Consider the following 25,040-nt stretch of genomic DNA (forward strand, 5'->3'; position numbering starts at 1 on the left):
TACTGGAGCCGCCATGGCCAATCCCATCCTCCGACAAAAACTTGCCGCCGGCGAGTTCATCGTCATCCCCGGCGTGCAGGACATGATCGCCACCGTCATGACCAACAAGGTCGGCTTCGAGATCATCTACGGCTCCGGCTACTGGCTCACCGCCTCCAGCCTGGGGCTGCCCGATGCCGGCATTGCCACCTATACGCAGATGGTGGACCGCATGCGCACCATCACCCGCACCTCAAAGGCGGCGCTGATCGCCGATGCGGATACCGGCTACGGCGGCCTGCTCAACGTGCACCACACCGTGCGCGGCTACGAGGAAGTCGGCGTCACCGCCATCCAGATCGAGGATCAGGAATTTCCCAAGAAGTGCGGCCACACGCCCTACAAGCGCTGCGTGCCGATCGAGGACATGGTCGAAAAGATCAAGGTCGCGTCGGAAGCCCGTCAGGACAAGGAGAATTTCCTCATCATCGCCCGTACCGATGCCCGCGCCAGCCTGGGCGTGGACGATGCCATGCGCCGCATGGAGGCCTATGCGAAGGCCGGCGCCGACATCCTGTTCTTCGAGGCGCCCCAGTCCGAGGAAGAAATGCGCCGCGCCTGCGACGCCTTCGACCTGCCCATGATGGCCAACATGGCTGACGGCGGGAAGACGCCGATCCTGCCAGCCAGCGTGCTCAAGGAGATCGGCTACTCGCTCGCCATCTTCCCCGCCATGACCAGCCTGGTCGCCGCCGCCGCGATGGAGAAGTCCCTGCGCCACCTCAAGGAGGCGGGCACCAGCCTGTCGCCCGAGATTCCCATGGCGGACTTCAACGAGTTCTGCAGGCTGATCGGCTTCGAAGAGGTCTGGGACTTCGAGAAGCGCTGGGCGCGCTGACCCGCCAATCGACACTAGAAAAAATCACAGGAGGAGACCCAACATGCCGATCACCCACACCAACCCCCGCCGCCACGCCTATCAGGGCCCGCTGCTGCGCTGCGCCGTCCTGGCAGCCGCCACCTGGGGCGCTGTCACACCCGCGCTGGCGCAGACGGCGTGGAAGCCCAATCGCCCCGTCACCATCGTCGTGCCCTACGTACCGGGCGGCGGCACCGACGCCTCCGCGCGCGCGACGGCCAAGCTACTCGGCGAGCAATGGGGCCAGCCGGTGCTGGTGGTCAACCTGCCTGGCGCCGACGGCCTGATCGGCACGCGCAAGGTCGCCGAGGCCAAGCCCGACGGCTACACGCTGCTGCTCCAAACGCCGGCCATCGTCCTCACCAAGCACGCGCCCTCGTTCACGGGCACCGATCCGCTGACCAGCCTGGTACCCGTCACCAACATCGCGCAATCGCCGGGCGTAATCGTTGCCAACGGAAAATTCCCCGCAACCTCCCTGCCCGAACTGATCAAGTACTGCAAGACAGCCGCCACGCCCTGCTCCATGGGCACGGGCGAAAACGTCGCCAAGCTCTTCGGCCAGCAATTGAAGGCGGAAGCGCTGCCCAACCTGATCGTGGTCAACTACAAGGGAACCGCGGCCATCATCACCGACATGATCGCCAACAACGTGAACTTCGCCGTGACCGGCGTGGCGTCGGCGCTCCCGCACCAGAAGGCGGGCACGCTGAAGATCGTCGCCAACCAGGGCACCCATCGGTTCAGCGAGGCGCCGGATGTGCGCACCGTGGTGGAGACCGGCATGCCGCAGTACGAGTACACCACCTGGTTCGGCCTGTTCGCACCGAAAGACACGCCGCCAGCCGTCACCCAGAGCATCTACGCCGCCGTGCGCGAAGCCATGGGTCATGCCGAACTGCAAAAAGCGATCACGGCCGTTGGCGCCGAACCGCTGGTCAACACGCCAGAAGAATTCGCCGCACAGGTGCGCAAGGAAGATGCACGGTTCACCGCATTGGCGAAGCGCTTTCCGTTGAATTGAGGGGGGGGACCGGTCTCGTTAGGGGCCGGTTGTGCCGCGACGCAGGGGACGACCCCCGTTGGCTGGGTAGCCGGCGTGAGGCATGGCAGCGAACATCCACGTGGTGCCGGCGGGCAACGAATGGGCGGTAGAGGCAGAGGACGGCGGCGACCGCACGATGTACTTCAGCCAGGAAGACGCGATCAAGGCTGGCACCGAGCGCGCCCAGCGCGACAAGATCGAGTTGCTCATTCATGGCCGAGACGGCCAGATACGGGAGCGGAACTCCTTCGGCCATGACCCGCGCAACGTTAAGGGCTAAGGCCCATGCGGCGCGCTTCGGCGGCCCCGGGCTCGATACCCTATGCCCCATGCTGCTGACCGAGCGGAAAGCAGTCCCGCGCGAGGCAGGATGGCTCTACGAGATCAAGTTCGATGGGTACCGCGTGCTGGCCAGTAGCGGGCCGGACGGACGCCTGAAAAGTCGCGGCGGCATTGACGCCAGCAGCTGGTTCCCGGAGGTGGTGGCGGCCCTGGCCGACATGCCGACCGGCACCGTGCTAGACGGCGAGGTCTGCGTGCTGGACGAGATGGGGCGGAGTGATTTCGACCGCCTGCACGCGCGGGCGCGCCGCAAGGGCTGGTATGAGGGTGCGGACATGGTCGTCTACTGCGTGTTCGACGTCCTGGTCGCGAAGGGGAAGGATCTACGCGCTACGGCCCTGGAGAGGCGGAAGGCGACGTTGGCGCGGCTGTTGCGCGCCCACTAAGACCGCGTGCTGCACGTCACCGGGACCGAGGACGGCGCGTGGCTGTACGGCACGGCGCTGCGGATCGAGTTGGAGGGTGTGGTCGGCAAGCGGCACGGCTCGACCTACCAAGATGGAAAGCGTTCGGCGGACTGGTTCAAGGTGAAGCGTCCCGGCGCTGTACCGCCGGAACGATTCAAACGCTAGTTCTCATCCGGCAACCACATTGCTCGGGACGAGCTTCTTCTCCCGGGCAAACCTCTTTCCGAAGCGAATAATCGGTTTCTCGAAACCAACGTGCAGCACCCATGCCACGAAACAGCTTGCCGCGACGGCGAGGACCATGCCTTTGAAGTTGTGCCGGAATTCGAGGAAGGGATAAACCGACGCGTATCGATCAAAGGTCGTGAGCACGATCGTATGGACCAGATAGAGCGTGTAGGAAATATCTCCCAAAAACACAAACACTCGGAAGTTACAGCGAATTCCAACTGAATGCATCATAAGCGCCGTTAGCACAACCAGCGGCGGCAAAACGTGCCACGTATATTGCAGGAAGTTATTCCAGATCGCGGATGTCTGGGAGTAGGCGAGAGGCACGTTGGTGGCGAACACAAGCGCCGCCACAATGAGGGCCAAAATCTTGAATAGAAATCTCGGCAACTTGGCCACGTTGCCCGAGCGCTTCCAGAGCCAATACACAACGAAGCCCGACACGATATACAGGGATTCAAGCTTCCCATAGAAGCCTAAGACGCCGTGCCCATCGCCGAGGATTCGAAAGAGATTGCAGCCCACGAAGAACACGCTGACGGCAACGATTGCAGGTGTTCGCCCCAGCAATGCCAAAACACCGAACAGCAAATAAAAAAAACACTCAATCGCGAGAGTCCACGCCGGATAGATAAAAAGCGTGTAAGCCCCACTACTTGGATCCGGGTACGGAATCATCAATAGATTCTTAACCACATAGGGAAAGAAATCCGGGTTGAATAATGCCGCCTGCACTTGGAGCATTGCCTGCGCCGGGTCAGTAAACACCAGCGCGAGCCAAGAAAACTGACCAAGCGGATACCACACGAGAGCGAAAATCGTGACTAACCAATAAATCGGAAGTACACGAAACACCCGCCGGATGAGGAAGTTCTCCGTCCCATGCTCCGTGATATAGGCAACGATAAATCCGCTGATCACGAAGAAAATACTTACCGCCTGAAACTGGGACGCAATGACCCCGAAGAAAAGGTAGTTCGTATGTAACAGCACTACGGCGAGCGCTGCGAGCCCTCGCAGCGCGTGAACAGTTGTAATCACCCCAAGCCCCCCCAATAAAGCAGCGCGATAACGGCAGAAGTGCGGCGCCGCACATTTTTGGGGAAGCATTATAACGTATCGCAATTGATACGAACATCACACATTTGGCATACCGCTCACTTCAAAGTCCGTCGCTTCGTCGTGGAGGCCGTTATGTCGGCCACGCCTCCACGGTATTCCTCTGCCGCGCCGCGCATTCACCGAGGGCGGGGATGGCGTCGAACTTGGAGCCGAGGGTGGTCTGGATGACGGCAAACTCGTCGGCGTTGGCGCGGACTCTGCGCTACTCGACAGCCCCGCAACTTGAATTCGAAGCAGTGGTCGGCAAGCAGCGCCTCGGCTCACCCTATCGGGATGGAAAGCGATCGGCTGACTGGTTCAAGGTCAATCGTCCGGACGCCGTGCCGCCGGAGCGGCTCAAGCGGTGAGGATCTGGATGAATGTGGGTGAAGTTGCGGAAAGAATAGGACGGTTTCGGACAGCAGCCAGCATCTCGGCGAAGTCATAACCATTTGATTTTTAAGCATTTCCACAACCCAAGAAAGGTATGGAAATGGTGCGAGGGAGGGGACTCGCGATTGTTGAAAAATCAACGCTAAACACCGAATTCGGGGGGAATTTCGGGGGATTGAAGGAAGTTTGGGCCGCGAGACCGTCTGGCGTGCGCCTCGCAGTAGCGGCCGTGGATCTGGGACGGATACTGTATGGACGTACAGTGCTATCCGGCGGCTGCGCTAAAGGTTCTGGGGGGTCGGGAAAGAGGTAACCTTGCTAACCATCTACCCGGAATCGCCTGCAAAGCGTTGCCAGACAGGGCAAGCCGGGGACCAGCCAAAAGGTAACATTGAGATAACTACAAGATAACCTTGTTACCTCCTCCCAGCTTAACTCTCCCAGCGCACCACACCCAATAAAATCAATGACTTAGCCGATGGTTACCTTCTTGGTTATCTCAAGTTATCTTCGCTAGGTAACCTGCCACGCCCTTACAAATCAAAGAGTTAGGTTCATTGTTGGCGGCCTGTTAGCGAAGTTACCTTTTCCCCGACCCCCGCAAGACTTTCAATCCGTAGGCAAGTGTTCTCGGCCCCACCGGCAGCCGCATGAGCCTGCCAACGCCGCTCTTCCAGCTGCATAAAGACGCATAAAGGGCCGCACCCCGCTGACCGGCCGCCACGTGAGGTCTGGGCAGGGCCGGCTGGGCTATGCACGGGTGCGCAAAACCAACGCCGGGAAGCGCCCGGGTGAGGCGGGGTCCCCACCGCGCGCAAGGGGCGAGCCGAGGCTTAGCCAGACCACCGATGTATCGATTGCGCCACATCGCAGGATCAGCCTTGTCGATGCAGAGGGGAGAACATAGAATCAACCTTGAAAGGTTGACTGACTTAACCTTTTGTGGTTGAATGCACTTTAGCAATCAGGGGGCCCCGCATGCTTACTAGCTTTGGCCGTTTCCTCCGGGACTTACGGCACCAACACACAGAACTCATGAAGGACATGGCCGAGAGGCTCAACGTCTCCGTAGCCTTTTTGTCCGCAGTCGAAACCGGCAAGAAGAGTATTCCGCCTGGCTGGGGTGAGATGGTCGCCACGGCTTACAAACTGCCGACGCCGGCGAAGAAGGCGATGAACCAGGCCATCGACGAGTCGGCACGTAGCGTCACCATCGACTTGTCCAATCAGAGTGAGGATCGCCGGAGTCTGGCCGTCGCCTTGGCGCGGCAGTTCGGCGATCTCTCAGATACGGAGTTGGCAAACCTGAAACAGGCAATGCTGCTGCTCAAGCCACGAGGGGATAAGAAGTGATGCACAACTTCCGAGCCACCCCGATGAAAAGGACGGAGATCCGTTACACCGCCAACGAACTGCGTCGGAAGCTGGGGTTAGCTAACCAGCTCTGGTTTCCGGTGCTTGAGTTCGTGGAGCTTGTCCTGCCCACGCTGGACAAGAAGTACACATTCCAAGTTGCGACTTATGAAGAATTGGGTTCCTCGCACGGCCTGACCATCCGCGATGGTGATGACGTCTCGATCATGATCAGGGAGGACATCTACGACCGAGCCTACAACGATGAAGGTCGTGACCGGGGGACTGTCGCTCATGAGGCTGGTCACTATTTGATGCACGCGCGGTCGTCAGCGCTGCACCGCAATTTCGGGGGAACCCTCAAGTCGTATGAGGATCCCGAATGGCAGGCCAAGTGTTTCCAGGGGGAACTGCTTGTTCCGCGCGATCTCGTGATGGGCATGAGCGCATATGAGGTCGCACGACAGTGTGGAGTGTCGATGGATGCAGTCGAATACCAGCTGAAGCTCTACGCCAGTGGGAAATAAAAAAGCGCTCTTGCGAGTTGCAGCTCGGCAAGGCGCTTGTGGAAAAGAGAGCCGAACAAGAGCCTCCGGCTTTCTCTTTGTGCATATGATTGTGTGCGACCGGTATTCTATGTGTGGATATCGGATCAATCAAGGCCAAAGTTTACCTTCGGGGCGAAATCACTACGGAGGGTACCGTTATGTTCATCCAGAACGAACGTCCCAGAGTCGTCCGTGTGTGCGCCTATACGAGGGTACGGCGTGGCCGTCCTGAGTTCGTGTGCTCGCACTGGCGCAGCCTGCCCCACTAAGGGCAAGCGAGAAGTACTCCGGTAGGCACCCGCCTACCGGCTGACTGCTTTGAACACAGGATTGATTCGAAATGTCCAAAAAACCCATTCATGTAGTACCCCATCCGGAAGGATGGGCAACTCGCCGCGAAGGCGCATCACGCGTCGGTCGAGTTACGTCCACCAAAGACGAGGCGATGTCGCTCGGCAGGAAGCAAGCGCAGCGCGACCATACGGAACTCGTCATCCACGATCGCAAGGGCGTCATCCGTGATAGCGACAGCTATGGCAATGATCCGTGCCCGCCGCGCGACAAGAAGCACTGAGGTGGGTAATGGCAAAAATTCGACCCTACTTCAGCTTCATCGCGTTTGCTGCAATGCTCGTGGTGTTGGTTCTCCGCGACATTGACCAGCACGTTGTTCTCGTGGCCGCCGGCGTCTCGGCTGCATCTGCATTCCTCGCATGTCTCGCTGGAATTCAGATTCAGCTTCAAGGCGGTGGGCGCAGCATTGCATGGGGCGAAATTCTGGTGCCTTTCCTGATGATGTGGATCGCTCTGCATCAGATTGCGAAGGTACTCAGCTAGTAGACGTTGGCCTGCCGTATCGGCAGGCCAACTACCCACGCCGATACATGCCTGTTCACTTAAGATCCGGGGAGACACACCATGAACACTGGTACTAGAGCTTGCATCGCATACATCGCTGCACGCGCCATCTCGAATGCGCAGGCCAGTCACGTTTATGACTACGCGCGATCAAGCTACGTTGCGCTCACCGGTAACGTCGATAGCGGCGGCGTCAGCGTGTATGACTATGATCGACGCTGCTATTGCTCCGGGTCACTCACCCAACTGTACGACTATGGCAATCGGGCGCACATCGACTTCCAGCTCAATGGCGATCGATTCAGGGGATACGACTATGATTCACGAACGCACTTTGAGGGTACCGTGACCGGAACTAGCGTCAGCCTCTATGACTATGAGACTTCGACGTATTACAACTACACCGTGTAGCTAGCCCGCCTCGCCTAGGGTATAGGGTTCAAATCGCACGACCTCCTGCCCCAGCCAGTCATTGACTTCCAAAAGCCGATCCTGCAGCGGCTTTACTTCGTTTCTTGCGAAGACCAAAGCCGCCTTCTCCGCATCCCCAAATCCCCCCGTATTACTCGGAATAATCCCCATCAACTGCGGCGGTACCCGGTGCGCCGCCAGTTGATCATCCCGTGTCACGTTCTTCACATTCCAGAACTCATCCTTAGCCGCCACCTCCGACACGGGAATCAACTGGATCCCGTCCTTCTTCCCGTTCGGCGCATACATAAACAGATTGCGGAAATTCCCCGGCCCCTTGCTGTTCTTCAGCGCTTCGCGCAACGCATCCACGTCCTCCTGTTTCTGCGCGGCATCCGTCATGTATAGGATGAACCCGGCGTGGCTACCATTCTTGTAATACCGCCGACGAAACAGCGTGGCTGACTCATTGAGCCAGGTAGCATTCAACGCGGACAGGTATTCCGGCAGCCCATACACCTCCTGGTTGATATCTGGCTCCATCAGGTGAAAGATGCTCCCCGGCTTGAACTCGTGCTTGTCCTGCCAGTTCTGCACGAAGAAATACCGCGCCAGGTCCGTGCCGCGCCGCATGTACTTTGCCAGCGCCGGCTCCAACGCCAGTGGCCGCCCGAGCGGATTGTCCCGCCGCTCCAGATACCCGTTCCCGAACACCAGAAAATCCTGCACCCACCGCGCGAACGCCGTCCGCGACAGCAGCTTGTGCGGGATGAACGTCGACACCAGGATGTTCCGCTTCACGTAAATCGGCGAGCTGTTATGCACAGCGGCCCGAAACGACCGCGCCAGCCCGTCCCACGGGATGGGCGGCTCGAACCAGTCCCCTACCCGCTGGCATTCCACGTAGTCGAGCAGCTCGCGCCGGTCGAGCACGGCGACCGGATCACCGAACGAGAACGCCTCCACACCTGGCGCCGCAGCAACGGGCGCGGGTGTGCGTGTGGGCCCAGCGTGCTTAACAACATCCCGACCACTACGACGACCCTTCCTTCGATTCATGACAGCTCCATGATGCTGGTATTGGTTGTGGTCACGCCTTCGTACGGTTCATGTGCGATGGCGTGCATGCATGCCCACGCGAGATCTGCGTGGCTTGTCTCTTCTGATCGGCCGGCCTGATAGGTGACCCGCCCGCCCGCTGCCGTGGTGGTCTTCCGGATCGACATGAACGACGCGGCGAAGTCCGTCCACCCGGCATCGAACTCCAGCCGGCCCTTGCTGATCACGTCGTGCGCCTTCAGCACCAGCCCGGTTTTCACGTCGACCGAGTAGGTAAAGCCTTCCGCATCAGGCCGGAACTTGCTGACGAGCTGGTACACGGCATCACCGATACCCGTCCGGTCGATACCGACGTAAGCGACGTTGTACCGGTCGCAAACGCGCCGGATCGCCGCCGCCTGCTCCTCATAATCGATCCCCCGGAACTGGTGCTTCTCCAGCACGCGGAACTTCCCGCCAGGCACGAGCGGCGGCGCCACCACCACCAGCGCAGCACTGTCGCCCCCACCCCCGTTCGGGTCGTATCCGACCCACACCTCGCGATTCCCGAACGGACGCGGCGACCAGTGCCGGAAGTCTTCCCACACCTCCCAGCTGTCCACCATGCCGCGCATGAGCATCGACAGCGGGAACACGGACGCCGTGTCATCGATGAACCCGCACATCAGCAGGTTCTCGAAGTCCGCATCGCTGTATTCCAGCCGTAGCTGGTTGAAATCGAACAGGCTGCAGCCGCCCGCAATCGCATCCTCGACCGTGACAATCTGCCGCCACTGTCCATCCGCGCACCGCCGGCCCCGCTGCAGGTTCGCGTGGCTCACGTCCACGCGGATATGGTCTTCCTTCCGTCGCCCTCGATTGAATAGCGCCCCCGACCAGAACGGATACGCCTCATGCGCAAGGCTCGATGGCGTCGAGAAATAGGTCTGCCGCCAATTCGCATGGATGGCCATGCCCGAGGCCACCTTGCGCAGCTCCTGGAAGCGCTGGATCCAGAAGTACTCGTCCAGGTACAGGTTCCCGTGATAGCTCTGTGCGGTGCGCGCATTCGTGCCGAGGAAATACAGCGTTGCCCCGTTCGGCAGCACGATGGGATCGCCCTTCAGATCCACCCCTGCCGCGTCCTTTGCGAACTGGATGATGTACTGCTTGAAGACGTGCGCCTGCGCCTTGCTGGCCGACAGGAAGATCTGGTTGCGGCCAGTGGTCAGCGCATCAATGAACGCCTCGCGGGCGAAGTACCAGGTGGCGCCGATCTGCCGACTCTTGAGGATGTTCCGGATACGCTCGACCAGCCCGGCTTCATACCACTCCCGTTGATACGAGAACATCGAATCCATGAACGCATCGACCAGTTGCCCCTGCTCCTCCACGCTGACCGAGTTGCGCTCAGGCTTGCGCCGCATCCCCTTGTTGCGATTCGCCACCTTGGGATTCAGGTCCGCCTCATTCCCGCTGTCCTCATAGCGACGAACCCGCGCCAGCCGTTCGATCTGCCGCCCCAGCAGATCGATTTCCTTGTAATCCTTCCCCTCCTTCTGCTCCTTGGCGATCAGCAACGCCATGCGTGCCTCGATGCTCGATCCCACACGCTCCACCACATCCGCCTCGCCCCACTTCTCACGGCGCTTCCAGCTATGGATCGTCGAAGGCTTCACGCCGAGCATTTCCGCGATACGCGCCACGCGATAACCCTGCCAGTACAGCGCACGCGCAATGCGCCGCGGCTCCATTTCAGGGTCCAGCTGGTGGGAAGAGATCGGCGGGAGCGTAGTCATGCCGCCACGCTACCGGTCGCGCGCGCACATGCCACGTGGCTGTTGTTGTGTCCTCCGCCGGCACAACACGATGACGTTGCCCGCGCGCGGCGGCTTGCCGAAGATGGCAACAACACCGAACGCTCAGCAGAGAGGAAAGCATGGCCGTCAACAAACCGAAGTTCTTCCGCGTCGCGACCGAAGGCGCAACCTCCGATGGCCGCGAGATCGATCGCAAAATGATCGTCCAGATGGCGGCGAACTACGACCCGGAAACCTACAGCGCCCGCATCAATCTGGAACACATCCGTGGCTACGACCCGAACGGCCCGTTCAAGGCATACGGCGACGTGATGGCACTCAAGGCCGAAGAGCAGGACGGGAAGATGCGCCTCTTCGCGCAACTCGACCCTACGCCTGATCTGGTGACGATCACCAAGGCCCGCCAGAAGATCTTCTGCTCGATGGAAGTGAACCCGGCATTCGCCGATACCGGCGAGGCGTACCTGACCGCCCTGGCCGTGACGGACAACCCGGCAAGCCTGGGTTGCGAGATGCTGCAGTTCAGCGCGAAGGCCAAGGTTAATCCGCTGGCCGAGCGCAAGCAGGACCCCAAGAACCTGTTCACCGAAGCCGTGGAGGTCGATCTCGACTTCTCCACGGCAAAGGCCGATGACCAGATCCAGGCAACACCAGGTCTCGCCGCGTCGATCAAGCGCATGTTCGGCCGTCAGGAGAAGAGCGAAGCCGGCCAGGCCGACACCGGCGAAGCCGTGCAGGCGCTCGCCGCCGAAGTGAAAGGCATGAACGACAACTTCACCAAGGTCATCAAGGCCGTCGAGACCATGGCAGACCGTGTCGACGAGCTGCAGGAAGCACAGATCAAGGGCCAGCAGGCGTTCTCCACCCTCAAGGATGAGCTGGAGAACACCGAGACCTTCAGCCGCCGCCCCGCCGCCACAGGCGGTAGCGGCAGCGCCCAGCTCGAAACCGACTGCTGATCCGGCACACGGCCAGCATCACCCCCAAACCACACCCCGGAGCCATCTACATGCGCAACGACACCCGCCGCAAGTTCGCGGCCTATGAGGCGAAAATCGCCGAGATCAACGGCGTGGAGCGCGTGGACCGCAAGTTCAGCGTGCAGCCGACCATCCAGCAGAAGCTGGAGACCAAGGTGCAGGAGTCGAGCGACTTCCTCGGCAGGGTCAACATCTACGGCGTGACCGAACAGGAAGGCGCCAAAGTGGGTCTGGGCGTTTCCGGTCCGGTGGCGAGCACCACCGACACCACGCGAGCTGATCGGCAGACCACGGACCTCGTCACGCTCGATGATCGTGGCTATCGTTGCGAGCAGACCAACTCGGACACCCACATCACCTACCGCATGCTGGATGCGTGGGCCAAGTTCGCCGACTTCCAGACCCGTATCCGCGACGCCATCATCAAGCGTCAGGGGCTGGATCGCATCATGACCGGCTTCAACGGCATCCAGCGCGCCGCCACGTCGAACCGCGCCGCCAACCCCCTGCTGCAGGACGTGAACAAGGGCTGGCTGCAGAAGCTCCGCGAGGAGGCCCCGGAGCGGGTCATGGCCCGTGGCAAAGCCGAGGGCACCATCGTGGTCGGTGGTCCCGATACCGACGCCGCGCGCGACTATGCGACCCTCGACGCCCTGGTGTTCGACGTGGTCAACAGCCTGGTCGCTCCCTGGTACGCGGAAGACCCGGAGCTGGTGGTGATCTGCGGCCGCGAACTGCTGGCCGACAAGTACTTCCCGCTCGTCAACAAGGACCGCGACCCGACGCAGAGGCTGGCTGCCGACATCATCATGAGCCAGAAGCGCATCGGCAACCTGCCCGCCATGCGCGTGCCCTACTTCCCGTCAACCGCGCTGATGGTGACCCGTCTCGACAACCTGTCCATCTACTGGCAGGAAGGTTCGCGCCGGCGCACCATCGTGGACAACGCGAAGCGCGACCGCATCGAGAACTACGAGTCCAGCAACGACGCCTACGTCATCGAGGATCTCGGCTGCGCGGCCATGGCCGAGAACATCCGGGTGGTGCAGCAATGACCAGCCCGGCCCGACAACACTATCTGCGCGTGACGGCGGCGACCGTCGCGGCGGCTTCGGCTGCCGCCAATCCGCTGCGGCACGCCACAGGCCACGAGCTGATGCTGGCGCAACTGGCCGAGCACAAGCGAGCGCTCAAGCAGATCCAGTCCATCGAACGCAAGGCTGACGCCAAGCGTGGAATGCTGCCCGACTACGCTGCGTGGGTCGAAGGCGTGCTGGCGGCGGACACCGGCGTGCAGGACGAAGTGTTCATGACCATCATGGTCTGGCACATCGACGTCGGCGAGTTTGCCGGCGCCCTCCCGCTTGCCCGCTACGCGGTCCGGCACCGCCTGGTGATGCCCGACCAGTATCAGCGCACCACCGCGTGCCTGATCGCCGAGGAATACGCTGCGATGGCCATCAAGGCCGCAGAGGCCGGCCAGCCGGTGGACGTGGAATCCCTCACGGAAGTGGCGCAACTCGTGGACGGCGAAGACATGCCCGACGAAGTGCGCGCCAAGCTGCACAAGGCCATCGGCTACGCCAGCCTCGGGCTGCTCGGCAGCGTGCCGGCAGACGAGCAACAGTCCTGCAGGAGGCTCGCGCTCTCCCATCTGCAGCGCGCGCTGACGCTGCACGAGAAGGTTGGCGTGAAAAAGGACATCGAGCGCCTTGAGCGCGAGATCAAGAACGTGGCCCCGGCCGACGCCCAGAAGGGCGACGGCAAGGGCTGACACCGGGCGTGACCCCGCGCATCAGGCGGCACGGGGTGTCCCAAGGGCGAGCCGCAAGGCAGCCCCACCCGGTCACCCCGTCCACCGCCTCCTCCGATCATCCACGTACCCATGTCTTCCTTCCTCGCTTCGGCCCCGGTGCAACCCGGCCAGAACCTGATCGGCAACGATGGCTTCTTCCCAGACGTCGATGTCGACGCGGCTATGGCCGCAATGCGTCAGGACGGCACGGTGACCGCCGAGCGCCTGCGCGGCGCGCTGGTCGAAGGCGTGCTGTCGGTCAACGATGACCTCGCGTCGTGGCGCACTGACCAGCTGGCCGGCGGCTACGCCACGTTGGGAGCAGTACCTGCCCCTCTGGTCGACGGCAAGTCCGCTCACCTGCACCGCTACCTGCGCGCTGTGTATTGCGAAGCGCGCGCCAGCCTCATCGAGCGCTACCGCGACTACGACGCCACCGCTGCAGGGGATCGGAAGGCAGAGGCGCTGATGCAGGCTGTCGAGGATCTGCGGCGGGATGCGCGCTGGGCGATCAGCGACATCGCCGGCCGGCCACGCAGCACGGTGGACCTGATCTGATGCGCGTTATTGCCATGCAGGGAGACACCGTGGATGCAATCTGCCACCGCATCTATGGCCGGACGGCGGGCATCACGGAAGCCGTTCTCGAAGCCAACCCGGGCCTGGCCAATCTCGGCCCGGTCCTTCCCCACGGCACGGTCGTTGACCTGCCGGATCTCCCGCAACAGCCTGACGTGCGCCGCGTCCAGCTGTGGGACTGAACCAAGGAGCCACCATGGCCGAACCCATCTCCACCAGCTCGACCGCCGCCATCGCGGTCACTGGCGTTGGAGCCATCTCGCTACTCCCCGGCGTGGACGCTGCAACGGTACTCGGCGCCTTTGCCGGTGCCGCCGTCTTCGCGCTCAATTCTGACGACCTGTCTACAGGCAAGAAGGTGGCCTTTCTCGCCCTGTCGATCGTCATGGGCTGCCTCGCCGCGCCACTCGCCGCGTCCCTGCTGGGCCGAGTATTGCCCGCCGGCACGGAAGTGAGTCACGGCGTAGGCGCGCTCGTCGCGTCCGCCGTCCTGGTGAGGCTGCTGCTGGCCCTGATCCGGCTCGCTGACAACGGCGACCGCCTGCTGTCGATCATTCGCGGCAACCGTGACGGGGGTGGCAAGTGAAAATGCTCTTCGTGCTCCAGGCGCTCCTGTGCGCGCTGATCGCCGCCCGGCTGCTGTTCTTTCGCCGCGACGGTGGCGTCCACCGTCCCTGGGCAGCGCGGCTGGCCTACGGCCTGATCGTGATGGCCGGTGCCGCCGCCATCGGCGTCCTGTTCGGGCGGTATGAATGGGCACTGTTGGCGCAGAACGGCTTCACAGCTGTCCTCTGCGTCGCCATCTTCGCGGTGCGCGGTAACGTGGTTGAGCTGTTCCGCATCGCCGGCCTCGACGGCGCCAGCGACGGCGAGTCCTTTCTGCTGCGCCTGCTTAGGAGGTCTCGCCATGACGACACTGCGACGCGGTGACGTGGGTGCGGACGTGCGTGAACTGCAGCGGCTGCTGCGTACGCGCGGCGTGCACATCGACCTGAACGGTGAATTCGATGCGGCGACGGCGGCGGCTGTCCGAGCGGCGCAACTGCGCTACGGCCTGGTCGTGGACGGCCTGGCGGGCCCCAAGACGCTGCTGGCCCTGCAGCTCGACGGCAAACGGCCCGGGCACCTGGGTGCTGACGACCTGCGCGGCGCCGCCGCAACGCTGGGCGTGAAGCTGGCCAGCGTGCGGGCGGTAAACGAGGTGGAGAGCCATGGCCCTGGCTTTCTTCCGGACGGCCGGCCGGTAATCCTGTTCGAACGGCACATCATGTACCGGCAATTGCGCGCCGCCGGCCACGACGCGGACGCGCTGGCCCGCCTGTACCCGAACATCGCCAATCCAAAGCGCGGCGGGTATATGGGCAAGGGTGCCGAGCACATGCGGCTCTCCCGCGCGGTAGAGCTTGACAAGCCATGCGCGCTCGCGTCGGCAAGCTGGGGCATATTCCAGATCATGGGCTACCACTGGCAGCGCCTCGGCTATACCAGCGTGGAAGCGTTCACCGACGCCATGCGCCGGGGCGAACCCGAGCAGCTCGAAGCGTTCGTCCAGTTCGTGATCACGGACCCGGTGTTGCACAAGGCGCTGAAGGGACAGCGCTGGGCCGCATTCGCGAGCGGCTACAACGGCCCGGCCTACAAGGAGAACCTCTACGACGTGAAGCTCGCCCGTGCCTTCGCGCGCTATGAGGCGGAAGAACAGGTACCGGCATGAGGCGCACCCTTTTCATCATGCTGGCCGCCGTGCTGGCTCTGTCAGGCGTGGCCGGTGCCGGCGCCTGGCTCGCCGGCCGCTACCGGGATGCCATGCACCGCGCATCCGACGCCGAGGCGCTCGCAGCGTCGCTGCGCTCCCAGCTCAACAGCGCCGACAAAGGCGTCGTGGAGGTCACCCGCTACGTCGATCGCGTCCATACCGTCCGGGTCAAGGGCGACACCATCATCAAGGAGGTACCCCGCTATGTCTCCGTCCAGGCTGATGCCGCTTGCACTGTGCCTGTCGGCTTTGTCCGCCTGCACGACGCTGCCGCCGCCGGCACCGTGCTCGATCAGGATTCCGGAGATCCTGATGCGACCGCCTCAGGAATACCACTCTCTGCCGTCGCCGGCACCGTCGTCCACAACTACACCACCGGCCACGTCAACGCCGAACGCCTGAGGGCGCTTCAGGCCACGCTGCGGGCGCAAGGCGTCACCATCATCGGAGACCCCGCACCGTGAGAAAGCCCTCCGACCTGCGCAGGGCCATTACGGAAGCCGTGCAGGATCTCAAGCGCAACCCGGACAAGCTACACCTCTTCGTGGACGAGGGGCGCGTGGTGGCGACCGGCGCGAACACCATCTCGTTCGAATACCAGTACACCCTGACGATGATCCTGACCGACTTCGCCGAGAGCGCGGACGCGATCATGGTGCCGGTGCTGGCGTGGCTGCGCGAAAACCAGCCCGAGCTGTTCACCAGTCCCGACAAGCGGCCGGATGGGTTCAGGTTCGAAACGGACATCCTGAACCACGACTGCGTCGACCTGCAGTTGCGACTGCCGCTGACCGAGCGTGTGGTGGTGAGGGTGGTAGACGGCCGTCATGAAGTCACGCACGCCCCGGAGCCCGTCGATCCGCACGACGACCCTTCCGGCTGGAGGCTGCCCAGTCCATGAGGGAACTAGAAGACCTGACCGCCTGGGCTGGCGCATTCCTGCAGAAGCTGGACAACAAGGAGCGCCGCGCGCTGCTGCGCGCCGTGGCCACTGAGCTACGCCGCCGCCAGACGACGCGGATCGCCGAGCAGCGCGATCCCGACGGCACCGCCTACGAGCCCCGCAAACCGCGCCTCAGGCAGCGCACCGGGCGCGTGCGGCGGGCCATGTTCATGCGCCTGCGGACTTCCCGCTTCATGAAGGCGCAGTCCGATGCGAACAGCGCCGTGGTGACGTTCGCTGGCAACGTCCAGCGCATCGCGTCAGTCCATCAGTTTGGGCTTCGTGATCGGGTAAATATGGGCGGCCTCGAAGTTCAGTACGCCCAGCGCGAGCTTCTGGGGCTAGCGGATAGAGACACAGATCGCCTCGTAGATTTGATCCTTTCTCATCTCGCTGAGGGTTGACGCGTCCGCCTGGCTCGTCTCGTTTCCGCCACACCGATAGGCGGGGCGCGTGCGAGAATCCCTCCAAACAAAAGGGGGACCGATGGACGAACGCATTGCACGAACCAAGACGTCGCAGGACGCCCGCCAGCTGGCCGAAAATGCGCTACGGTTGGGGCATCCAGAGTTGTCAGCGCAGGCATTGGCGCATGCCAAGGTGCTACAAGCTATCGAGGAGGGCTATACAACCCCCGCCCAGCAGGCTATCGCGACGGCGCTTTACGCCTACGAAGAGGAGCAGACGAGGATCAAGGGGCGTACCTTCCGCGCCACTCGTACCCGCAGTATGTTCGCCCGGCATGGTGCGCTCGCTGCAGCGGAGCGCATGGTCTTGAACCGACAGCCCTCCAAAGGGTTCGAAGTACTTGAGGAGGCTGGCCTGCGTAACCTCAGTTTTGAAGCCATTATCGACCGGTACCCCGACGAATTCTCCCCCGTTGCAGTCGGCGCTGCTCGCGCTCGGTTGACGGGCGGGACTCGTCCGTCCCTTCCGTCAGAAATTCGCGCAACATCGAGAACCTCCAATAAGGCGCTGGAGATTCCTCCCCGGCCTCCAGAACTGGATGACGAAGCGCAGGCTTTCCTGGACGGCTTCTACGAGGAATCGAACTGGCTGCAGGCCCGGTGGCTACCGCGCTACCGCAAAGTTATCCAGGACATCGCAGATGCCATGTCGCGCGACCGCCCACAAGACATCTTCGTCACCCTCTGGAAGACTGCGGATAACGACATCGCCTATGCCGGCCAGGGCATGCTGAGCTTCAATATCGTGGACAGGATGCAAGAGGAGTTTGTTCAGGTCATCCGCGATGTCCACAAGGACAGCAGCCCGGAGAATTTCGAACAGATCGTAGGTCGTTTTGAACGCTGGAGGTCTGAAGATCGGATCAGCATGGTGCCGCGCCTGTTGATCGCGCGCACCTTCGCCGGTTTGCATCCCCACCAATATCACACCACAGTGGACTGGCGCATCCAGAATCAAGCCCTTCCCTGGTTCGTCGACCACACAAACTTCGTCATACCGGACACCACAAGCTGGGCCGAACGTACCCAAGCCCTAGTGGCCCATCTGGACAGGCTGAACGTCTTCGGTGGCGAAGTACTCATCCGAAACATCTTCCCGTGGTTCGTCGTCGATCAACTTCGTGCTCGCGTGGCAGACGCCGACTTCCGTGCCGGACACACACCACGTCCATCCGCTACCGAAGCAAACATCTTGCCGGCTCTGCGTTCCATCGAGCTTCGCCACAATCAAGTGCAGGACGCCCTGTTCAAATTGTTGACGGCTCAGTATGGCGAGGATCGGGTGAAAACCGAATGCCCAACAGGAACCGGTGGCTTTGCGGACGCCATCGCCAAACCGCTTGAGGGCGGTTGCCACCTGTACGAAATAAAGATCGGCAAGAACGCCGCCGATGTAGTACGGCAAGCGATGGGGCAGTTGCTGGAGTATGGCTTTCGGGCCGGCGGCTTGGAGCCTACAAAACTGTTCGCTGTCGGTGAGCCGCCTCTGGACAATGCCACCAACCAGTACCTTGCACGGCTTCGTTGCGACTTCAACCTGAAGATCGAATACCTGCAGGTTCAGGTGCCCGATGAAATCCCCTCCCAGTGCGTCGACTAGCTCGGCATGAGCGTTATCGAACCCGGGGTGATCTAGGGGGACGTGCCACGCACGGGCGCGAACGTACACCAGCTGCAGTCCTTCCCTGGCAAAACCAGGAAGGGACTACCCAGCCCAACTGACGCGACCATGGCAAGTCCGTGACGTAGGCCAGGATAGGAGCTGGCTCGAATTCTGGAGGCGCGGAATGCCCCCGCTCATCTTGGCGCCGGCTGGCGGAGCGTTGTGCTCGTCGTAAACACAACAGTTCCCGGGTGACGACCTTGCGCGCATACGACACGCTGTCGGTCATGCACTCCGCAGAAATCCTCCGCCTAATCGAAAACCTGCTGCGCCTCGGCACCGTGACCGAGATCCAGCACGGCAAGCCGCCGCGCGTACGCGTGCGGACCGGCGGCATCACCACCGACTGGCTGCCGTGGGCCGAGCGCCGCGCCGGCGGCACTCGCACGTGGAGTCCCCCAACCACGGGTGAACAAGTCCTCCTGTTCTGCCCGAGCGGCGATCTGCGCAACGGCGTCGTGCTCTGCGGCATTCCTTCCGACAGCAACGACACCCCCAGCCACAGCGCCGACGTAACCGTGACGCTGTACGCCGACGGTGCAACGACTACCTACAACCACGCCACCGGCACGCTGTCGGTGGCGGGCATCCGGAAGGTCATCGTCGAGGCCGCTACCAGCGTCCTGGTGAAGTGCCCCGACACCACGTTCGACGGCAACGTGACCGTGAAGGGGCTGCTCTCCTACCAGAACGGCATCGCCGGCCGAGGCGGCGACAACGGCAACGCGATCTCGGGAGACTTCAACCACAACGGTGGCCGGCTCTCCTCCAACGGCGTGGTGTTGGACGACCACGGCCATGGCAACGTCCGGCGCGGCGGCGACTGGACGGAGGGCACCCGATGACCTACCTGGGCCTCAACAGCGCGTCCGGCCGGGCCATCACCGATCTGGCGCACATCCGTCAGTCCATCCGCGACATCCTCAATACGCCGGTGGGCTCGCGCGTCATGCGGCGCACCTACGGCTCCGAAGTGCCGATGCTGATCGATCAACCCCTGAATCCCGTCACGCGGCTGCGCGTCATGTCGGCGTCCGTAGCCGCCATCGTGAAGTGGGAGCCTCGCGTGCAGGTGAATGCCGCGTCGTTTTCTGTCGATGGCGATGAGGCGCTGACCGTAGATCTGGACGCGGATCGGATCGATGGCGCCCGGCGTGGCCCGCTCGGCACCCTCTCCATTCCCGTACGGGAGGCCAGGCAATGACGACACCCATCGATCTGACGCTCTTGGCCGTTCCAGACGTGGTCGAGACGCTCGACTACGAGACCATCGTCGCCGAGCGCATGGCGCGCTTCGTCTCCTTCTTTCCAGCGGGCCAGCGGGCCGAGGTGGCAAGAACGCTGCAGCTGGAATCAGAGCCCATCGTGAAGCTGATTCAGGAGAACGCCTACCGCGAGACCGTGCTGCGCCAGCGCATCAATGACGCCGCCCGTGCGCGCATGCTTGCCTACGCGAAAGGCAAAGACCTGGAGCACGTCGCCGCGAATCACAACGTGAAGCGCCTGGTCGTCAGTCCAGCGGACGACACGAAGAATCCGCCCACCCCTGTAGTCATGGAGGATGACGATTCGTTGAGGAAGCGCACGCAACTCGCGTTCGAGGGATTGTCGACCGCTGGACCGCGCGAGGGGTACAAGTTCCATGCGCGCAGCGCGGACGGTCGCATCGCCGATGTCAGCGCCATCAGCCCGGCGCCCTGCGAGGTGGTGATCACCGTGCTGGGTAAGGAGGGGGATGGAAGTGTCGGTCAGGAGGTCCTCGACAACGTTGCGGCCGCATTGAGCGACGAGGACGTGCGGCCGCTCGCTGACCGCGTGACCATTCAGTCCGCCCGGATCATGCCCTACACGATCGATGCGACGGTCTACACCCGCACCGCCGGCCCCGAGCGTGAACTCGTTCTCGCGGAGGCCAGAAGGCGCGTCGATGCGCACCGGCGAGAGAGCCGCCGCCTCGGGCGCGATATCGACCGTTCGGCCATCAACAACGCGCTGTTTTCCGAAGGGGTTTCCCGCGTCGAGATCCGCCTTCCCGCAGAGGACTTGGCGCTCGATGCCACGCAGGCTGGCTACTGCACTGGCGTGAGCGTAATCGATGGAGGCGCACGTGAGTGATCTCCTGCCTCCCAATGCCTCGGCCATCGAGCGCAATCTTGCCGCAACCGGCGCAGCGATCGATGACATACCCATACCCATTCGTGATATCGGCGATGCGAAGGCTTGCCCCGACAGCGTGCTGCCGTTCCTTGGATGGGCACGGTCCGTAGACCGGTGGGAACCCACGTGGCCAGATGCGACGAAGCGGGCGGTCGTCGATTCGTCCTTCTTCGTGCATCAGCATAAAGGCACCGTGGGCGCCATACGACGTGCCATCGAACCGATGGGCTATCTGATTCGCGTCGTGCCTTGGTACGACATGGAGCCACCGGGACCGCGCGGCACGTTCGCCCTTGATATCGGCGTCCTCGACAAAGGTATCACCGAGGATACCTACGAGGAACTGGAGCTGCTGATCGACGGCGCCAAGCCGCTCTCTCGTCATCTCACCGGGCTTGCCATCAACGTCGAAGTGCGCGGCGCCGTGCGCCTTGCTGGCGCGCCCCTGCTCGGCGACGTCCTCACCGTCTACCCCTTCGCGCCGGATGTGATTACGGCAGCTGGCAGCCTGCGCCATGCGGGGGCCTTCCACATCATCGACACCGTCACTGTTGCACCACTAGAGCCATGACGCAGAAATACTTCCTCCTACCCACCGCCGCCGGCGAGGCAAGGATTGCCAATGCCCAAGCCCTTGGCATTCCGTTCAGACTATCGCAGATGGGCGTTGGCGACGGCAACGGTGCCCTGCCCGTGCCGAATCGCGAACGCACCGAGCTTGCCAGCGAGAAGCGCCGCGCGGATCTCAACTCGCTGGCTCCCGATCCGGAGAACCCTGGCCAGTTCATCGCAGAACAGGTGATTCCAGCTGACGAGGGTGGCTGGTGGATCCGCGAAGCCGGCCTCTATGACGACAGCGGCGTGCTCTGCTATTACAGCAACGTGCCTGAGACGTACAAGCCGCGGCTCGCCGAAGGCGCGGGGCGTACCCAGGTGATTCGTCTTGTCATCATCGTTACCGGAGACGTCAGGGTGGATCTGAAGGTCGATCCGTCCATCGTGCTCGCTACGCGGGATCACGTGGACCGGTCGGTCTCCCAGGCGGCACTGCGTGGCGCTTGCAAAGCTGCCACCCGGGTCGCTACCGTGGATAACCTCGTGACCCTGTCGGGCCTGCAGATTGTCGACGACGTTCAACTTGTCGAGGGTGATCGGATACTGGTAAAGAACCAGCTGGTTGAGGGTGACAACGGCATTTACCTCGCCGCCGAAGGGAACTGGACGCGAGCCCCAGATGCGGATGCGGACGAGAAGGTACGGTCCGGGATGCTGGTGCCAGTGGACGAAGGTGCGCTCAACTGCGAGTCCCTTTGGCAACTGACCAGCCTCGTCCCCGTTACCGTAAGCACGACGCCACTCAGGTTCAAACGTGCCGGCGCAGACTACTTCGCACCTCTGGCATCGCCGTCATTCATCGGGGCTCCGACCGCGCCGACACCCGCGCCCGGTGACAGCACCGCCCGCCTTGCCACCACCGCGTTTGTCACGGCGGCCGTTGCGAGTGCCACCAGAACCGAGATCGGGCGCATCGTCCTGGAGACCCGGACCACGGTCCGCGCCGGCTACCTCAAGCTCAATGGCGTGCTCCTGACTCGAGCCGATTACCCGGAGCTTTGGGCCTACGCCATAGCCTCAGGAGCCGTTGTCTCTGACGCGGACTGGACCGACGGTTCGCACGGTGCATTCTCCACCGGGGATGACGAGACCACCTTCCGCATTCCCGATTTTCGCGGCGAGCATCTGCGCATGTGGGATGCGGGACGCGGCGTAGACCAGTCCCGCACCGTCGGGAGTTGGCAAGCCAGCCAGAACATGTCGCACACCCACGTCGCATCCGCCTCGGCTGCACCTGACCATTCACATAGCGCGTGGACCGATGCTCAGGGGTGGCACGGACACCACGGATGGACACACGCTGCAGGCAACCACAATCACGGGGTGGGCGGTGGCATATCTGTACAGCCCGTGGGCCGATGGAGCTACCGGGATGCTGGCGGCACTGATTCTGTGATGAGCGGCTTTGCAGGAAACCACATGCACGAGTTCAACACCGAGGGCGCCGGAACCCATAGCCATCACATCGGCATCGGGTATGGCGGAAGTCATCACCACACGGTCACCATCCAAAACGCGGGGGGAACCGAGGTCCGCGTACGAAATGTGGCAGTCGGCGCGTTCATTCGCGCCTTTTAACGGAGTCCAAGCACATGCTCATCCATTCCTACGACAACTTGACCGGCCAGTACATCGCGAGCTGCCTGGCCGACGCAGATCCACTTCGTGACGGCCAATGGCTCCAGCCTTCGTTCACGACCGCCCTTCCCCTGCCAGAACGGACGGCGAACACCTGGCCCTTCTTCTTGAACGATTCCTGGGTGTTGAAGCCGGACTATCGAGGGAAGATCCTGCATCGATGCGACAACGGACAAGCGGCGGAGATCCTGTTCGCAGGCGTGACGCTGGAGGAAGCGGGCCTCACCGTGCAGCCCCGCCCGTCGAACGATCATCGTTGGGATAACGGCGAATGGACGCTGGATCCCGAAGCCGTTACCCGTACGCTTCGCCAAGCGGCCATGTCGGAATTCGATCAGCGAATGGATCTCGCTCGGCAGATGAACCACGGCATGGCCGACGCGTTTGCTGCCGGTCTACTCGACGAACAGCAGGCTGCCCTGTTTCGGGCCTGGGCAACGTATCAAATGGACCTGGTGCGAGTGGTGAATTCGTCTGACTTTCCTGCGCGCGCTGAATGGCCGCCGGAGCCGAATGAAACTGAGATTGTGGCAATCGTCGAGCAGGAGCGACGCATGCAAGCACAACAACGCTTGGCCCAACAACAAGCGGAGGCCGAAGCCGCACAGGCGGAACGCGAGCGGGCGCAGGCCATGGCAACCGTGCCATCCGACAGCCCCCTGACACAGGAGGGAGCAGCCTAGCACCACGCGCGCCGGTGCGGCTTGTTGTGCCGCACCGGCATACAACACTGCGGAGGCGACAGCTTCGCGCGTGCGCAGCATCCTACCGGGACGACTCCACCATCGTCTGGCCCACTCCCGGAGGACTGCATGCCATCTGACTATCACCATGGGGTACGCGTCGTTGAGATCAACGAAGGCACGCGACCCATACGCACCATCGAAACGGCCGTGCCCGGCATCGTCTGCATTGCGGATGATGCCGATGCCAAGGTCTTTCCCCTCAACACACCGGTTCTGCTGACGAACCCGATGGCGAGCCTTGGCAAGGCCGGCGACACGGGCACGCTGGCACCGACGCTCGACGCCATCACCGACCAGGCGAACCCGCTCACCGTGGTCGTGCGCGTTGCCAAGGGTGCAACAGACGCCGAGTCCACCAGCAACCTGATTGGCGGCACCGATGACAACGGGCGTTTCACCGGCATGAAGGCCCTGCTGTCGGCAAAGAACAGGCTCAGCGTCACGCCACGCATTCTGGGCGTTCCGGGGCTGGACAGCCTGGCGGTGGCCACCGAGCTGGCCAGCGTGGCGCAGAAGCTGCGCGCGTTTGCGTATGTGTCCGCCTTCGGCTGCGAGACCAAGGAAGAAGCCGTCGCCTACCGCGACAACTTTGGGCAGCGTGAGCTGATGACGATCTGGCCGGACTTCGTCGGCTGGAACACCGTCACACATGCTGAATCCACCCTCTGGGCTACCGCCCGCGCACTCGGGCTGCGTGCCAAGCTGGACAACGAGGTCGGCTGGCACAAGACCCTTTCCAACGTAGCCGTCAATGGCGTCACCGGCCTGTCAAAGGACGTCTTCTGGGATCTGCAGGATCCGGACACCGACGCCGGCTATCTGAACCAAAACGAAGTGACCACGCTGGTCAACTTTCAGGGCTTCCGCTTCTGGGGCTCCCGCACCTGCAGTGCGGATCCCCTGTTTGCCTTCGAGAACTACACGCGCACCGCGCAGGTGCTGGCGGACACGATGGCGGACGCCCATGCCTGGGCGATGGATCTGCCCATGACGCCCTCCCTGGTCCGCGACCTCCTCGAAGGCATCAACGGCAAGATGCGCACCCTGAAGCGCAACGGCTACCTGCTCGGCGGCGAGGCGTGGATTGATCCGCACGTCAACACCAAGGACACGCTCAAGTCCGGTGGCCTCGCGCTCGACTACGACTACACGCCGGTACCGCCGCTGGAGAACCTGCAGCTCCGCCAACGCATCACCGACCGCTACCTCATGCAATTCGCGCAGGCCGTCATCGCGTAAGCGCCTGCTGCCGCTAC

Annotated in this window: 31 protein-coding genes and 1 pseudogene; 29 read left to right on the top strand and 3 right to left on the bottom strand. The window is 62.6% G+C overall.

The annotated features are described in order from the left end of the window. Window positions 1-13 precede the first annotated feature (13 nt). The 4 genes and pseudogenes from AC1DEL_RS03955 (at window position 14) to AC1DEL_RS03970 (ending at window position 2,857) form a co-directional block, all read left to right on the top strand. Window positions 14-877, top strand: a complete 864-nt coding sequence (locus AC1DEL_RS03955; protein WP_441591077.1) for an isocitrate lyase/PEP mutase family protein — start codon at window positions 14-16, stop codon at window positions 875-877. A 43-nt stretch (window positions 878-920) separates the two neighbouring features. Further along, window positions 921-1,922: a Bug family tripartite tricarboxylate transporter substrate binding protein gene (locus AC1DEL_RS03960; protein WP_092293002.1), complete on the top strand. Its 1,002-nt coding sequence runs from the start codon at window positions 921-923 to the stop codon at window positions 1,920-1,922. Window positions 1,923-2,004: 82 nt separating this feature from the next. Continuing rightward, entirely contained in the window at window positions 2,005-2,223 is a 219-nt protein-coding gene (locus AC1DEL_RS03965) for a DUF2188 domain-containing protein (RefSeq protein ID WP_477125248.1), read from the top strand. A 49-nt stretch (window positions 2,224-2,272) separates the two neighbouring features. Next, window positions 2,273-2,857 (top strand): annotated as a pseudogene (locus AC1DEL_RS03970) (ATP-dependent DNA ligase). Between the two features lie 3 nt (window positions 2,858-2,860). Here the strand turns inward: AC1DEL_RS03970 and AC1DEL_RS03975 are convergent. Next, window positions 2,861-4,033, bottom strand: coding sequence for an acyltransferase family protein (locus AC1DEL_RS03975; protein ID WP_477110181.1), 1,173 nt, complete (start codon window positions 4,031-4,033; stop codon window positions 2,861-2,863). A 143-nt stretch (window positions 4,034-4,176) separates the two neighbouring features. Between AC1DEL_RS03975 and AC1DEL_RS03980 the strand changes: the two genes are divergently transcribed. The 6 genes from AC1DEL_RS03980 (at window position 4,177) to AC1DEL_RS04005 (ending at window position 7,587) form a co-directional block, all read left to right on the top strand. Further along, window positions 4,177-4,392, top strand: a complete 216-nt coding sequence (locus AC1DEL_RS03980; RefSeq protein WP_477110182.1) for a hypothetical protein — start codon at window positions 4,177-4,179, stop codon at window positions 4,390-4,392. 1,060 nt (window positions 4,393-5,452) lie between these two features. Further along, window positions 5,453-5,770, top strand: a complete 318-nt coding sequence (locus tag AC1DEL_RS03985; RefSeq protein ID WP_477125249.1) for a hypothetical protein — start codon at window positions 5,453-5,455, stop codon at window positions 5,768-5,770. After that, window positions 5,770-6,297 (top strand): ImmA/IrrE family metallo-endopeptidase, encoded by a 528-nt coding sequence (locus AC1DEL_RS03990; protein WP_477125309.1) that lies wholly within the window; start codon window positions 5,770-5,772, stop codon window positions 6,295-6,297. Before AC1DEL_RS03985 ends, AC1DEL_RS03990 begins: the two co-directional genes overlap by 1 nt. A 361-nt stretch (window positions 6,298-6,658) precedes the next feature. Further along, window positions 6,659-6,892, top strand: a complete 234-nt coding sequence (locus AC1DEL_RS03995) for a DUF2188 domain-containing protein (RefSeq protein ID WP_477125250.1) — start codon at window positions 6,659-6,661, stop codon at window positions 6,890-6,892. An 8-nt stretch (window positions 6,893-6,900) separates the two neighbouring features. After that, a complete protein-coding gene (locus tag AC1DEL_RS04000) occupies window positions 6,901-7,155 on the top strand; it encodes a hypothetical protein (RefSeq protein ID WP_477125251.1) in 255 nt (84 codons plus the stop codon). A gap of 81 nt (window positions 7,156-7,236) precedes the next feature. Then, complete coding sequence (locus AC1DEL_RS04005) at window positions 7,237-7,587, top strand: hypothetical protein (RefSeq protein WP_477125252.1); 351 nt, start codon at window positions 7,237-7,239, stop codon at window positions 7,585-7,587. On the opposite strand, the gene AC1DEL_RS04010 is transcribed toward AC1DEL_RS04005, so the two are convergent. Both AC1DEL_RS04010 and AC1DEL_RS04015 read right to left on the bottom strand, forming a co-directional pair. Beyond that, window positions 7,588-8,646, bottom strand: coding sequence for a phage portal protein (locus AC1DEL_RS04010; RefSeq protein ID WP_477125253.1), 1,059 nt, complete (start codon window positions 8,644-8,646; stop codon window positions 7,588-7,590). Continuing rightward, a complete protein-coding gene (locus AC1DEL_RS04015) occupies window positions 8,643-10,424 on the bottom strand; it encodes a terminase ATPase subunit family protein (RefSeq protein WP_477125254.1) in 1,782 nt (593 codons plus the stop codon). Before AC1DEL_RS04015 ends, AC1DEL_RS04010 begins: the two co-directional genes overlap by 4 nt. Before the next feature lie 140 nt (window positions 10,425-10,564). Here AC1DEL_RS04015 and AC1DEL_RS04020 point away from each other — a divergent pair, with 140 nt between their 5' ends. The 19 genes from AC1DEL_RS04020 to AC1DEL_RS04110 all read left to right on the top strand — a co-directional run bounded on the left by AC1DEL_RS04020 (window position 10,565) and on the right by AC1DEL_RS04110 (window position 25,023). Continuing rightward, entirely contained in the window at window positions 10,565-11,404 is an 840-nt protein-coding gene (locus AC1DEL_RS04020) for a GPO family capsid scaffolding protein (RefSeq protein ID WP_477110187.1), read from the top strand. A gap of 50 nt (window positions 11,405-11,454) precedes the next feature. Beyond that, on the top strand, window positions 11,455-12,480 hold the full coding sequence (locus tag AC1DEL_RS04025) for a phage major capsid protein, P2 family (RefSeq protein ID WP_477110188.1): 1,026 nt from the start codon (window positions 11,455-11,457) through the stop codon (window positions 12,478-12,480). Continuing rightward, window positions 12,477-13,199: a phage terminase small subunit gene (locus tag AC1DEL_RS04030; RefSeq protein WP_477125255.1), complete on the top strand. Its 723-nt coding sequence runs from the start codon at window positions 12,477-12,479 to the stop codon at window positions 13,197-13,199. Before AC1DEL_RS04025 ends, AC1DEL_RS04030 begins: the two co-directional genes overlap by 4 nt. 111 nt (window positions 13,200-13,310) lie before the next feature. Next, complete coding sequence (locus AC1DEL_RS04035; RefSeq protein WP_477125256.1) at window positions 13,311-13,778, top strand: head completion/stabilization protein; 468 nt, start codon at window positions 13,311-13,313, stop codon at window positions 13,776-13,778. Then, window positions 13,778-13,981, top strand: a complete 204-nt coding sequence (locus AC1DEL_RS04040; RefSeq protein WP_477125257.1) for a tail protein X — start codon at window positions 13,778-13,780, stop codon at window positions 13,979-13,981. The genes AC1DEL_RS04035 and AC1DEL_RS04040 overlap by 1 nt, the downstream gene beginning before the upstream one ends. A gap of 14 nt (window positions 13,982-13,995) precedes the next feature. Next, on the top strand, window positions 13,996-14,385 hold the full coding sequence (locus AC1DEL_RS04045; RefSeq protein WP_477110191.1) for a putative holin: 390 nt from the start codon (window positions 13,996-13,998) through the stop codon (window positions 14,383-14,385). 2 nt (window positions 14,386-14,387) lie between these two features. Next, window positions 14,388-14,729: a phage holin family protein gene (locus tag AC1DEL_RS04050; protein WP_477125258.1), complete on the top strand. Its 342-nt coding sequence runs from the start codon at window positions 14,388-14,390 to the stop codon at window positions 14,727-14,729. Then, on the top strand, window positions 14,707-15,513 hold the full coding sequence (locus AC1DEL_RS04055; protein WP_477110193.1) for an N-acetylmuramidase domain-containing protein: 807 nt from the start codon (window positions 14,707-14,709) through the stop codon (window positions 15,511-15,513). The genes AC1DEL_RS04050 and AC1DEL_RS04055 overlap by 23 nt, the downstream gene beginning before the upstream one ends. Next, window positions 15,510-16,019, top strand: coding sequence for a hypothetical protein (locus tag AC1DEL_RS04060; protein WP_477125259.1), 510 nt, complete (start codon window positions 15,510-15,512; stop codon window positions 16,017-16,019). The genes AC1DEL_RS04055 and AC1DEL_RS04060 overlap by 4 nt, the downstream gene beginning before the upstream one ends. Next, window positions 16,016-16,456, top strand: coding sequence for a phage tail protein (locus AC1DEL_RS04065; protein ID WP_477125260.1), 441 nt, complete (start codon window positions 16,016-16,018; stop codon window positions 16,454-16,456). Before AC1DEL_RS04060 ends, AC1DEL_RS04065 begins: the two co-directional genes overlap by 4 nt. Continuing rightward, entirely contained in the window at window positions 16,453-16,902 is a 450-nt protein-coding gene (locus tag AC1DEL_RS04070) for a phage virion morphogenesis protein (protein WP_441644381.1), read from the top strand. Before AC1DEL_RS04065 ends, AC1DEL_RS04070 begins: the two co-directional genes overlap by 4 nt. An 82-nt stretch (window positions 16,903-16,984) precedes the next feature. Next, window positions 16,985-18,565: a hypothetical protein gene (locus AC1DEL_RS04075; RefSeq protein ID WP_441644382.1), complete on the top strand. Its 1,581-nt coding sequence runs from the start codon at window positions 16,985-16,987 to the stop codon at window positions 18,563-18,565. Between the two features lie 290 nt (window positions 18,566-18,855). Further along, window positions 18,856-19,473, top strand: coding sequence for a phage baseplate assembly protein V (locus AC1DEL_RS04080; RefSeq protein WP_441644383.1), 618 nt, complete (start codon window positions 18,856-18,858; stop codon window positions 19,471-19,473). Next, the gene (locus AC1DEL_RS04085; RefSeq protein WP_477125261.1) at window positions 19,470-19,832 is read left to right on the top strand and encodes a GPW/gp25 family protein; all 363 of its coding nucleotides are present in this window, start codon (window positions 19,470-19,472) and stop codon (window positions 19,830-19,832) included. Before AC1DEL_RS04080 ends, AC1DEL_RS04085 begins: the two co-directional genes overlap by 4 nt. Continuing rightward, window positions 19,829-20,743, top strand: a complete 915-nt coding sequence (locus tag AC1DEL_RS04090; protein WP_477125262.1) for a baseplate J/gp47 family protein — start codon at window positions 19,829-19,831, stop codon at window positions 20,741-20,743. The genes AC1DEL_RS04085 and AC1DEL_RS04090 overlap by 4 nt, the downstream gene beginning before the upstream one ends. Then, entirely contained in the window at window positions 20,736-21,356 is a 621-nt protein-coding gene (locus tag AC1DEL_RS04095) for a phage tail protein I (protein ID WP_477125263.1), read from the top strand. The genes AC1DEL_RS04090 and AC1DEL_RS04095 overlap by 8 nt, the downstream gene beginning before the upstream one ends. Then, on the top strand, window positions 21,353-22,978 hold the full coding sequence (locus AC1DEL_RS04100) for a phage tail-collar fiber domain-containing protein (RefSeq protein WP_477125264.1): 1,626 nt from the start codon (window positions 21,353-21,355) through the stop codon (window positions 22,976-22,978). The genes AC1DEL_RS04095 and AC1DEL_RS04100 overlap by 4 nt, the downstream gene beginning before the upstream one ends. A gap of 14 nt (window positions 22,979-22,992) precedes the next feature. Beyond that, window positions 22,993-23,721 (top strand): tail fiber assembly protein, encoded by a 729-nt coding sequence (locus AC1DEL_RS04105; RefSeq protein WP_477125265.1) that lies wholly within the window; start codon window positions 22,993-22,995, stop codon window positions 23,719-23,721. Window positions 23,722-23,850: 129 nt separating this feature from the next. Then, window positions 23,851-25,023, top strand: coding sequence for a phage tail sheath protein (locus AC1DEL_RS04110; protein WP_477125266.1), 1,173 nt, complete (start codon window positions 23,851-23,853; stop codon window positions 25,021-25,023). Window positions 25,024-25,040: the final 17 nt, after the last annotated feature.

This window comes from Cupriavidus sp. 10L43_2 (assembly GCF_056395265.1).

Excerpts from the sequence above, each read along its gene's own strand:
- AC1DEL_RS03960 (WP_092293002.1), top strand. The coding sequence starts at position 921 with ATGCCGATCACCCACACCAACCCCCGCCGCCACGCCTATCAGGGCCCG.
- AC1DEL_RS04110 (WP_477125266.1), top strand. The coding sequence starts at position 23,851 with ATGCCATCTGACTATCACCATGGGGTACGCGTCGTTGAGATCAACGAA.
- AC1DEL_RS04035 (WP_477125256.1), top strand. The coding sequence starts at position 13,311 with ATGTCTTCCTTCCTCGCTTCGGCCCCGGTGCAACCCGGCCAGAACCTG.
- AC1DEL_RS04055 (WP_477110193.1), top strand. The coding sequence starts at position 14,707 with ATGACGACACTGCGACGCGGTGACGTGGGTGCGGACGTGCGTGAACTG.
- AC1DEL_RS04005 (WP_477125252.1), top strand. The coding sequence starts at position 7,237 with ATGAACACTGGTACTAGAGCTTGCATCGCATACATCGCTGCACGCGCC.
- AC1DEL_RS03975 (WP_477110181.1), bottom strand. The coding sequence starts at position 4,033 with ATGCTTCCCCAAAAATGTGCGGCGCCGCACTTCTGCCGTTATCGCGCT.
- AC1DEL_RS03980 (WP_477110182.1), top strand. The coding sequence starts at position 4,177 with ATGGCGTCGAACTTGGAGCCGAGGGTGGTCTGGATGACGGCAAACTCG.
- AC1DEL_RS03990 (WP_477125309.1), top strand. The coding sequence starts at position 5,770 with ATGCACAACTTCCGAGCCACCCCGATGAAAAGGACGGAGATCCGTTAC.
- AC1DEL_RS04075 (WP_441644382.1), top strand. The coding sequence starts at position 16,985 with ATGGACGAACGCATTGCACGAACCAAGACGTCGCAGGACGCCCGCCAG.
- AC1DEL_RS03995 (WP_477125250.1), top strand. The coding sequence starts at position 6,659 with ATGTCCAAAAAACCCATTCATGTAGTACCCCATCCGGAAGGATGGGCA.
- AC1DEL_RS03965 (WP_477125248.1), top strand. The coding sequence starts at position 2,005 with ATGGCAGCGAACATCCACGTGGTGCCGGCGGGCAACGAATGGGCGGTA.
- AC1DEL_RS04000 (WP_477125251.1), top strand. The coding sequence starts at position 6,901 with ATGGCAAAAATTCGACCCTACTTCAGCTTCATCGCGTTTGCTGCAATG.
- AC1DEL_RS04050 (WP_477125258.1), top strand. The coding sequence starts at position 14,388 with ATGCTCTTCGTGCTCCAGGCGCTCCTGTGCGCGCTGATCGCCGCCCGG.
- AC1DEL_RS04100 (WP_477125264.1), top strand. The coding sequence starts at position 21,353 with ATGACGCAGAAATACTTCCTCCTACCCACCGCCGCCGGCGAGGCAAGG.
- AC1DEL_RS04080 (WP_441644383.1), top strand. The coding sequence starts at position 18,856 with ATGCACTCCGCAGAAATCCTCCGCCTAATCGAAAACCTGCTGCGCCTC.
- AC1DEL_RS04025 (WP_477110188.1), top strand. The coding sequence starts at position 11,455 with ATGCGCAACGACACCCGCCGCAAGTTCGCGGCCTATGAGGCGAAAATC.
- AC1DEL_RS04040 (WP_477125257.1), top strand. The coding sequence starts at position 13,778 with ATGCGCGTTATTGCCATGCAGGGAGACACCGTGGATGCAATCTGCCAC.
- AC1DEL_RS04090 (WP_477125262.1), top strand. The coding sequence starts at position 19,829 with ATGACGACACCCATCGATCTGACGCTCTTGGCCGTTCCAGACGTGGTC.
- AC1DEL_RS04030 (WP_477125255.1), top strand. The coding sequence starts at position 12,477 with ATGACCAGCCCGGCCCGACAACACTATCTGCGCGTGACGGCGGCGACC.
- AC1DEL_RS03955 (WP_441591077.1), top strand. The coding sequence starts at position 14 with ATGGCCAATCCCATCCTCCGACAAAAACTTGCCGCCGGCGAGTTCATC.
- AC1DEL_RS04015 (WP_477125254.1), bottom strand. The coding sequence starts at position 10,424 with ATGACTACGCTCCCGCCGATCTCTTCCCACCAGCTGGACCCTGAAATG.
- AC1DEL_RS04070 (WP_441644381.1), top strand. The coding sequence starts at position 16,453 with ATGAGGGAACTAGAAGACCTGACCGCCTGGGCTGGCGCATTCCTGCAG.
- AC1DEL_RS04045 (WP_477110191.1), top strand. The coding sequence starts at position 13,996 with ATGGCCGAACCCATCTCCACCAGCTCGACCGCCGCCATCGCGGTCACT.
- AC1DEL_RS03985 (WP_477125249.1), top strand. The coding sequence starts at position 5,453 with ATGAAGGACATGGCCGAGAGGCTCAACGTCTCCGTAGCCTTTTTGTCC.
- AC1DEL_RS04060 (WP_477125259.1), top strand. The coding sequence starts at position 15,510 with ATGAGGCGCACCCTTTTCATCATGCTGGCCGCCGTGCTGGCTCTGTCA.
- AC1DEL_RS04085 (WP_477125261.1), top strand. The coding sequence starts at position 19,470 with ATGACCTACCTGGGCCTCAACAGCGCGTCCGGCCGGGCCATCACCGAT.
- AC1DEL_RS04105 (WP_477125265.1), top strand. The coding sequence starts at position 22,993 with ATGCTCATCCATTCCTACGACAACTTGACCGGCCAGTACATCGCGAGC.
- AC1DEL_RS04020 (WP_477110187.1), top strand. The coding sequence starts at position 10,565 with ATGGCCGTCAACAAACCGAAGTTCTTCCGCGTCGCGACCGAAGGCGCA.
- AC1DEL_RS04010 (WP_477125253.1), bottom strand. The coding sequence starts at position 8,646 with ATGAATCGAAGGAAGGGTCGTCGTAGTGGTCGGGATGTTGTTAAGCAC.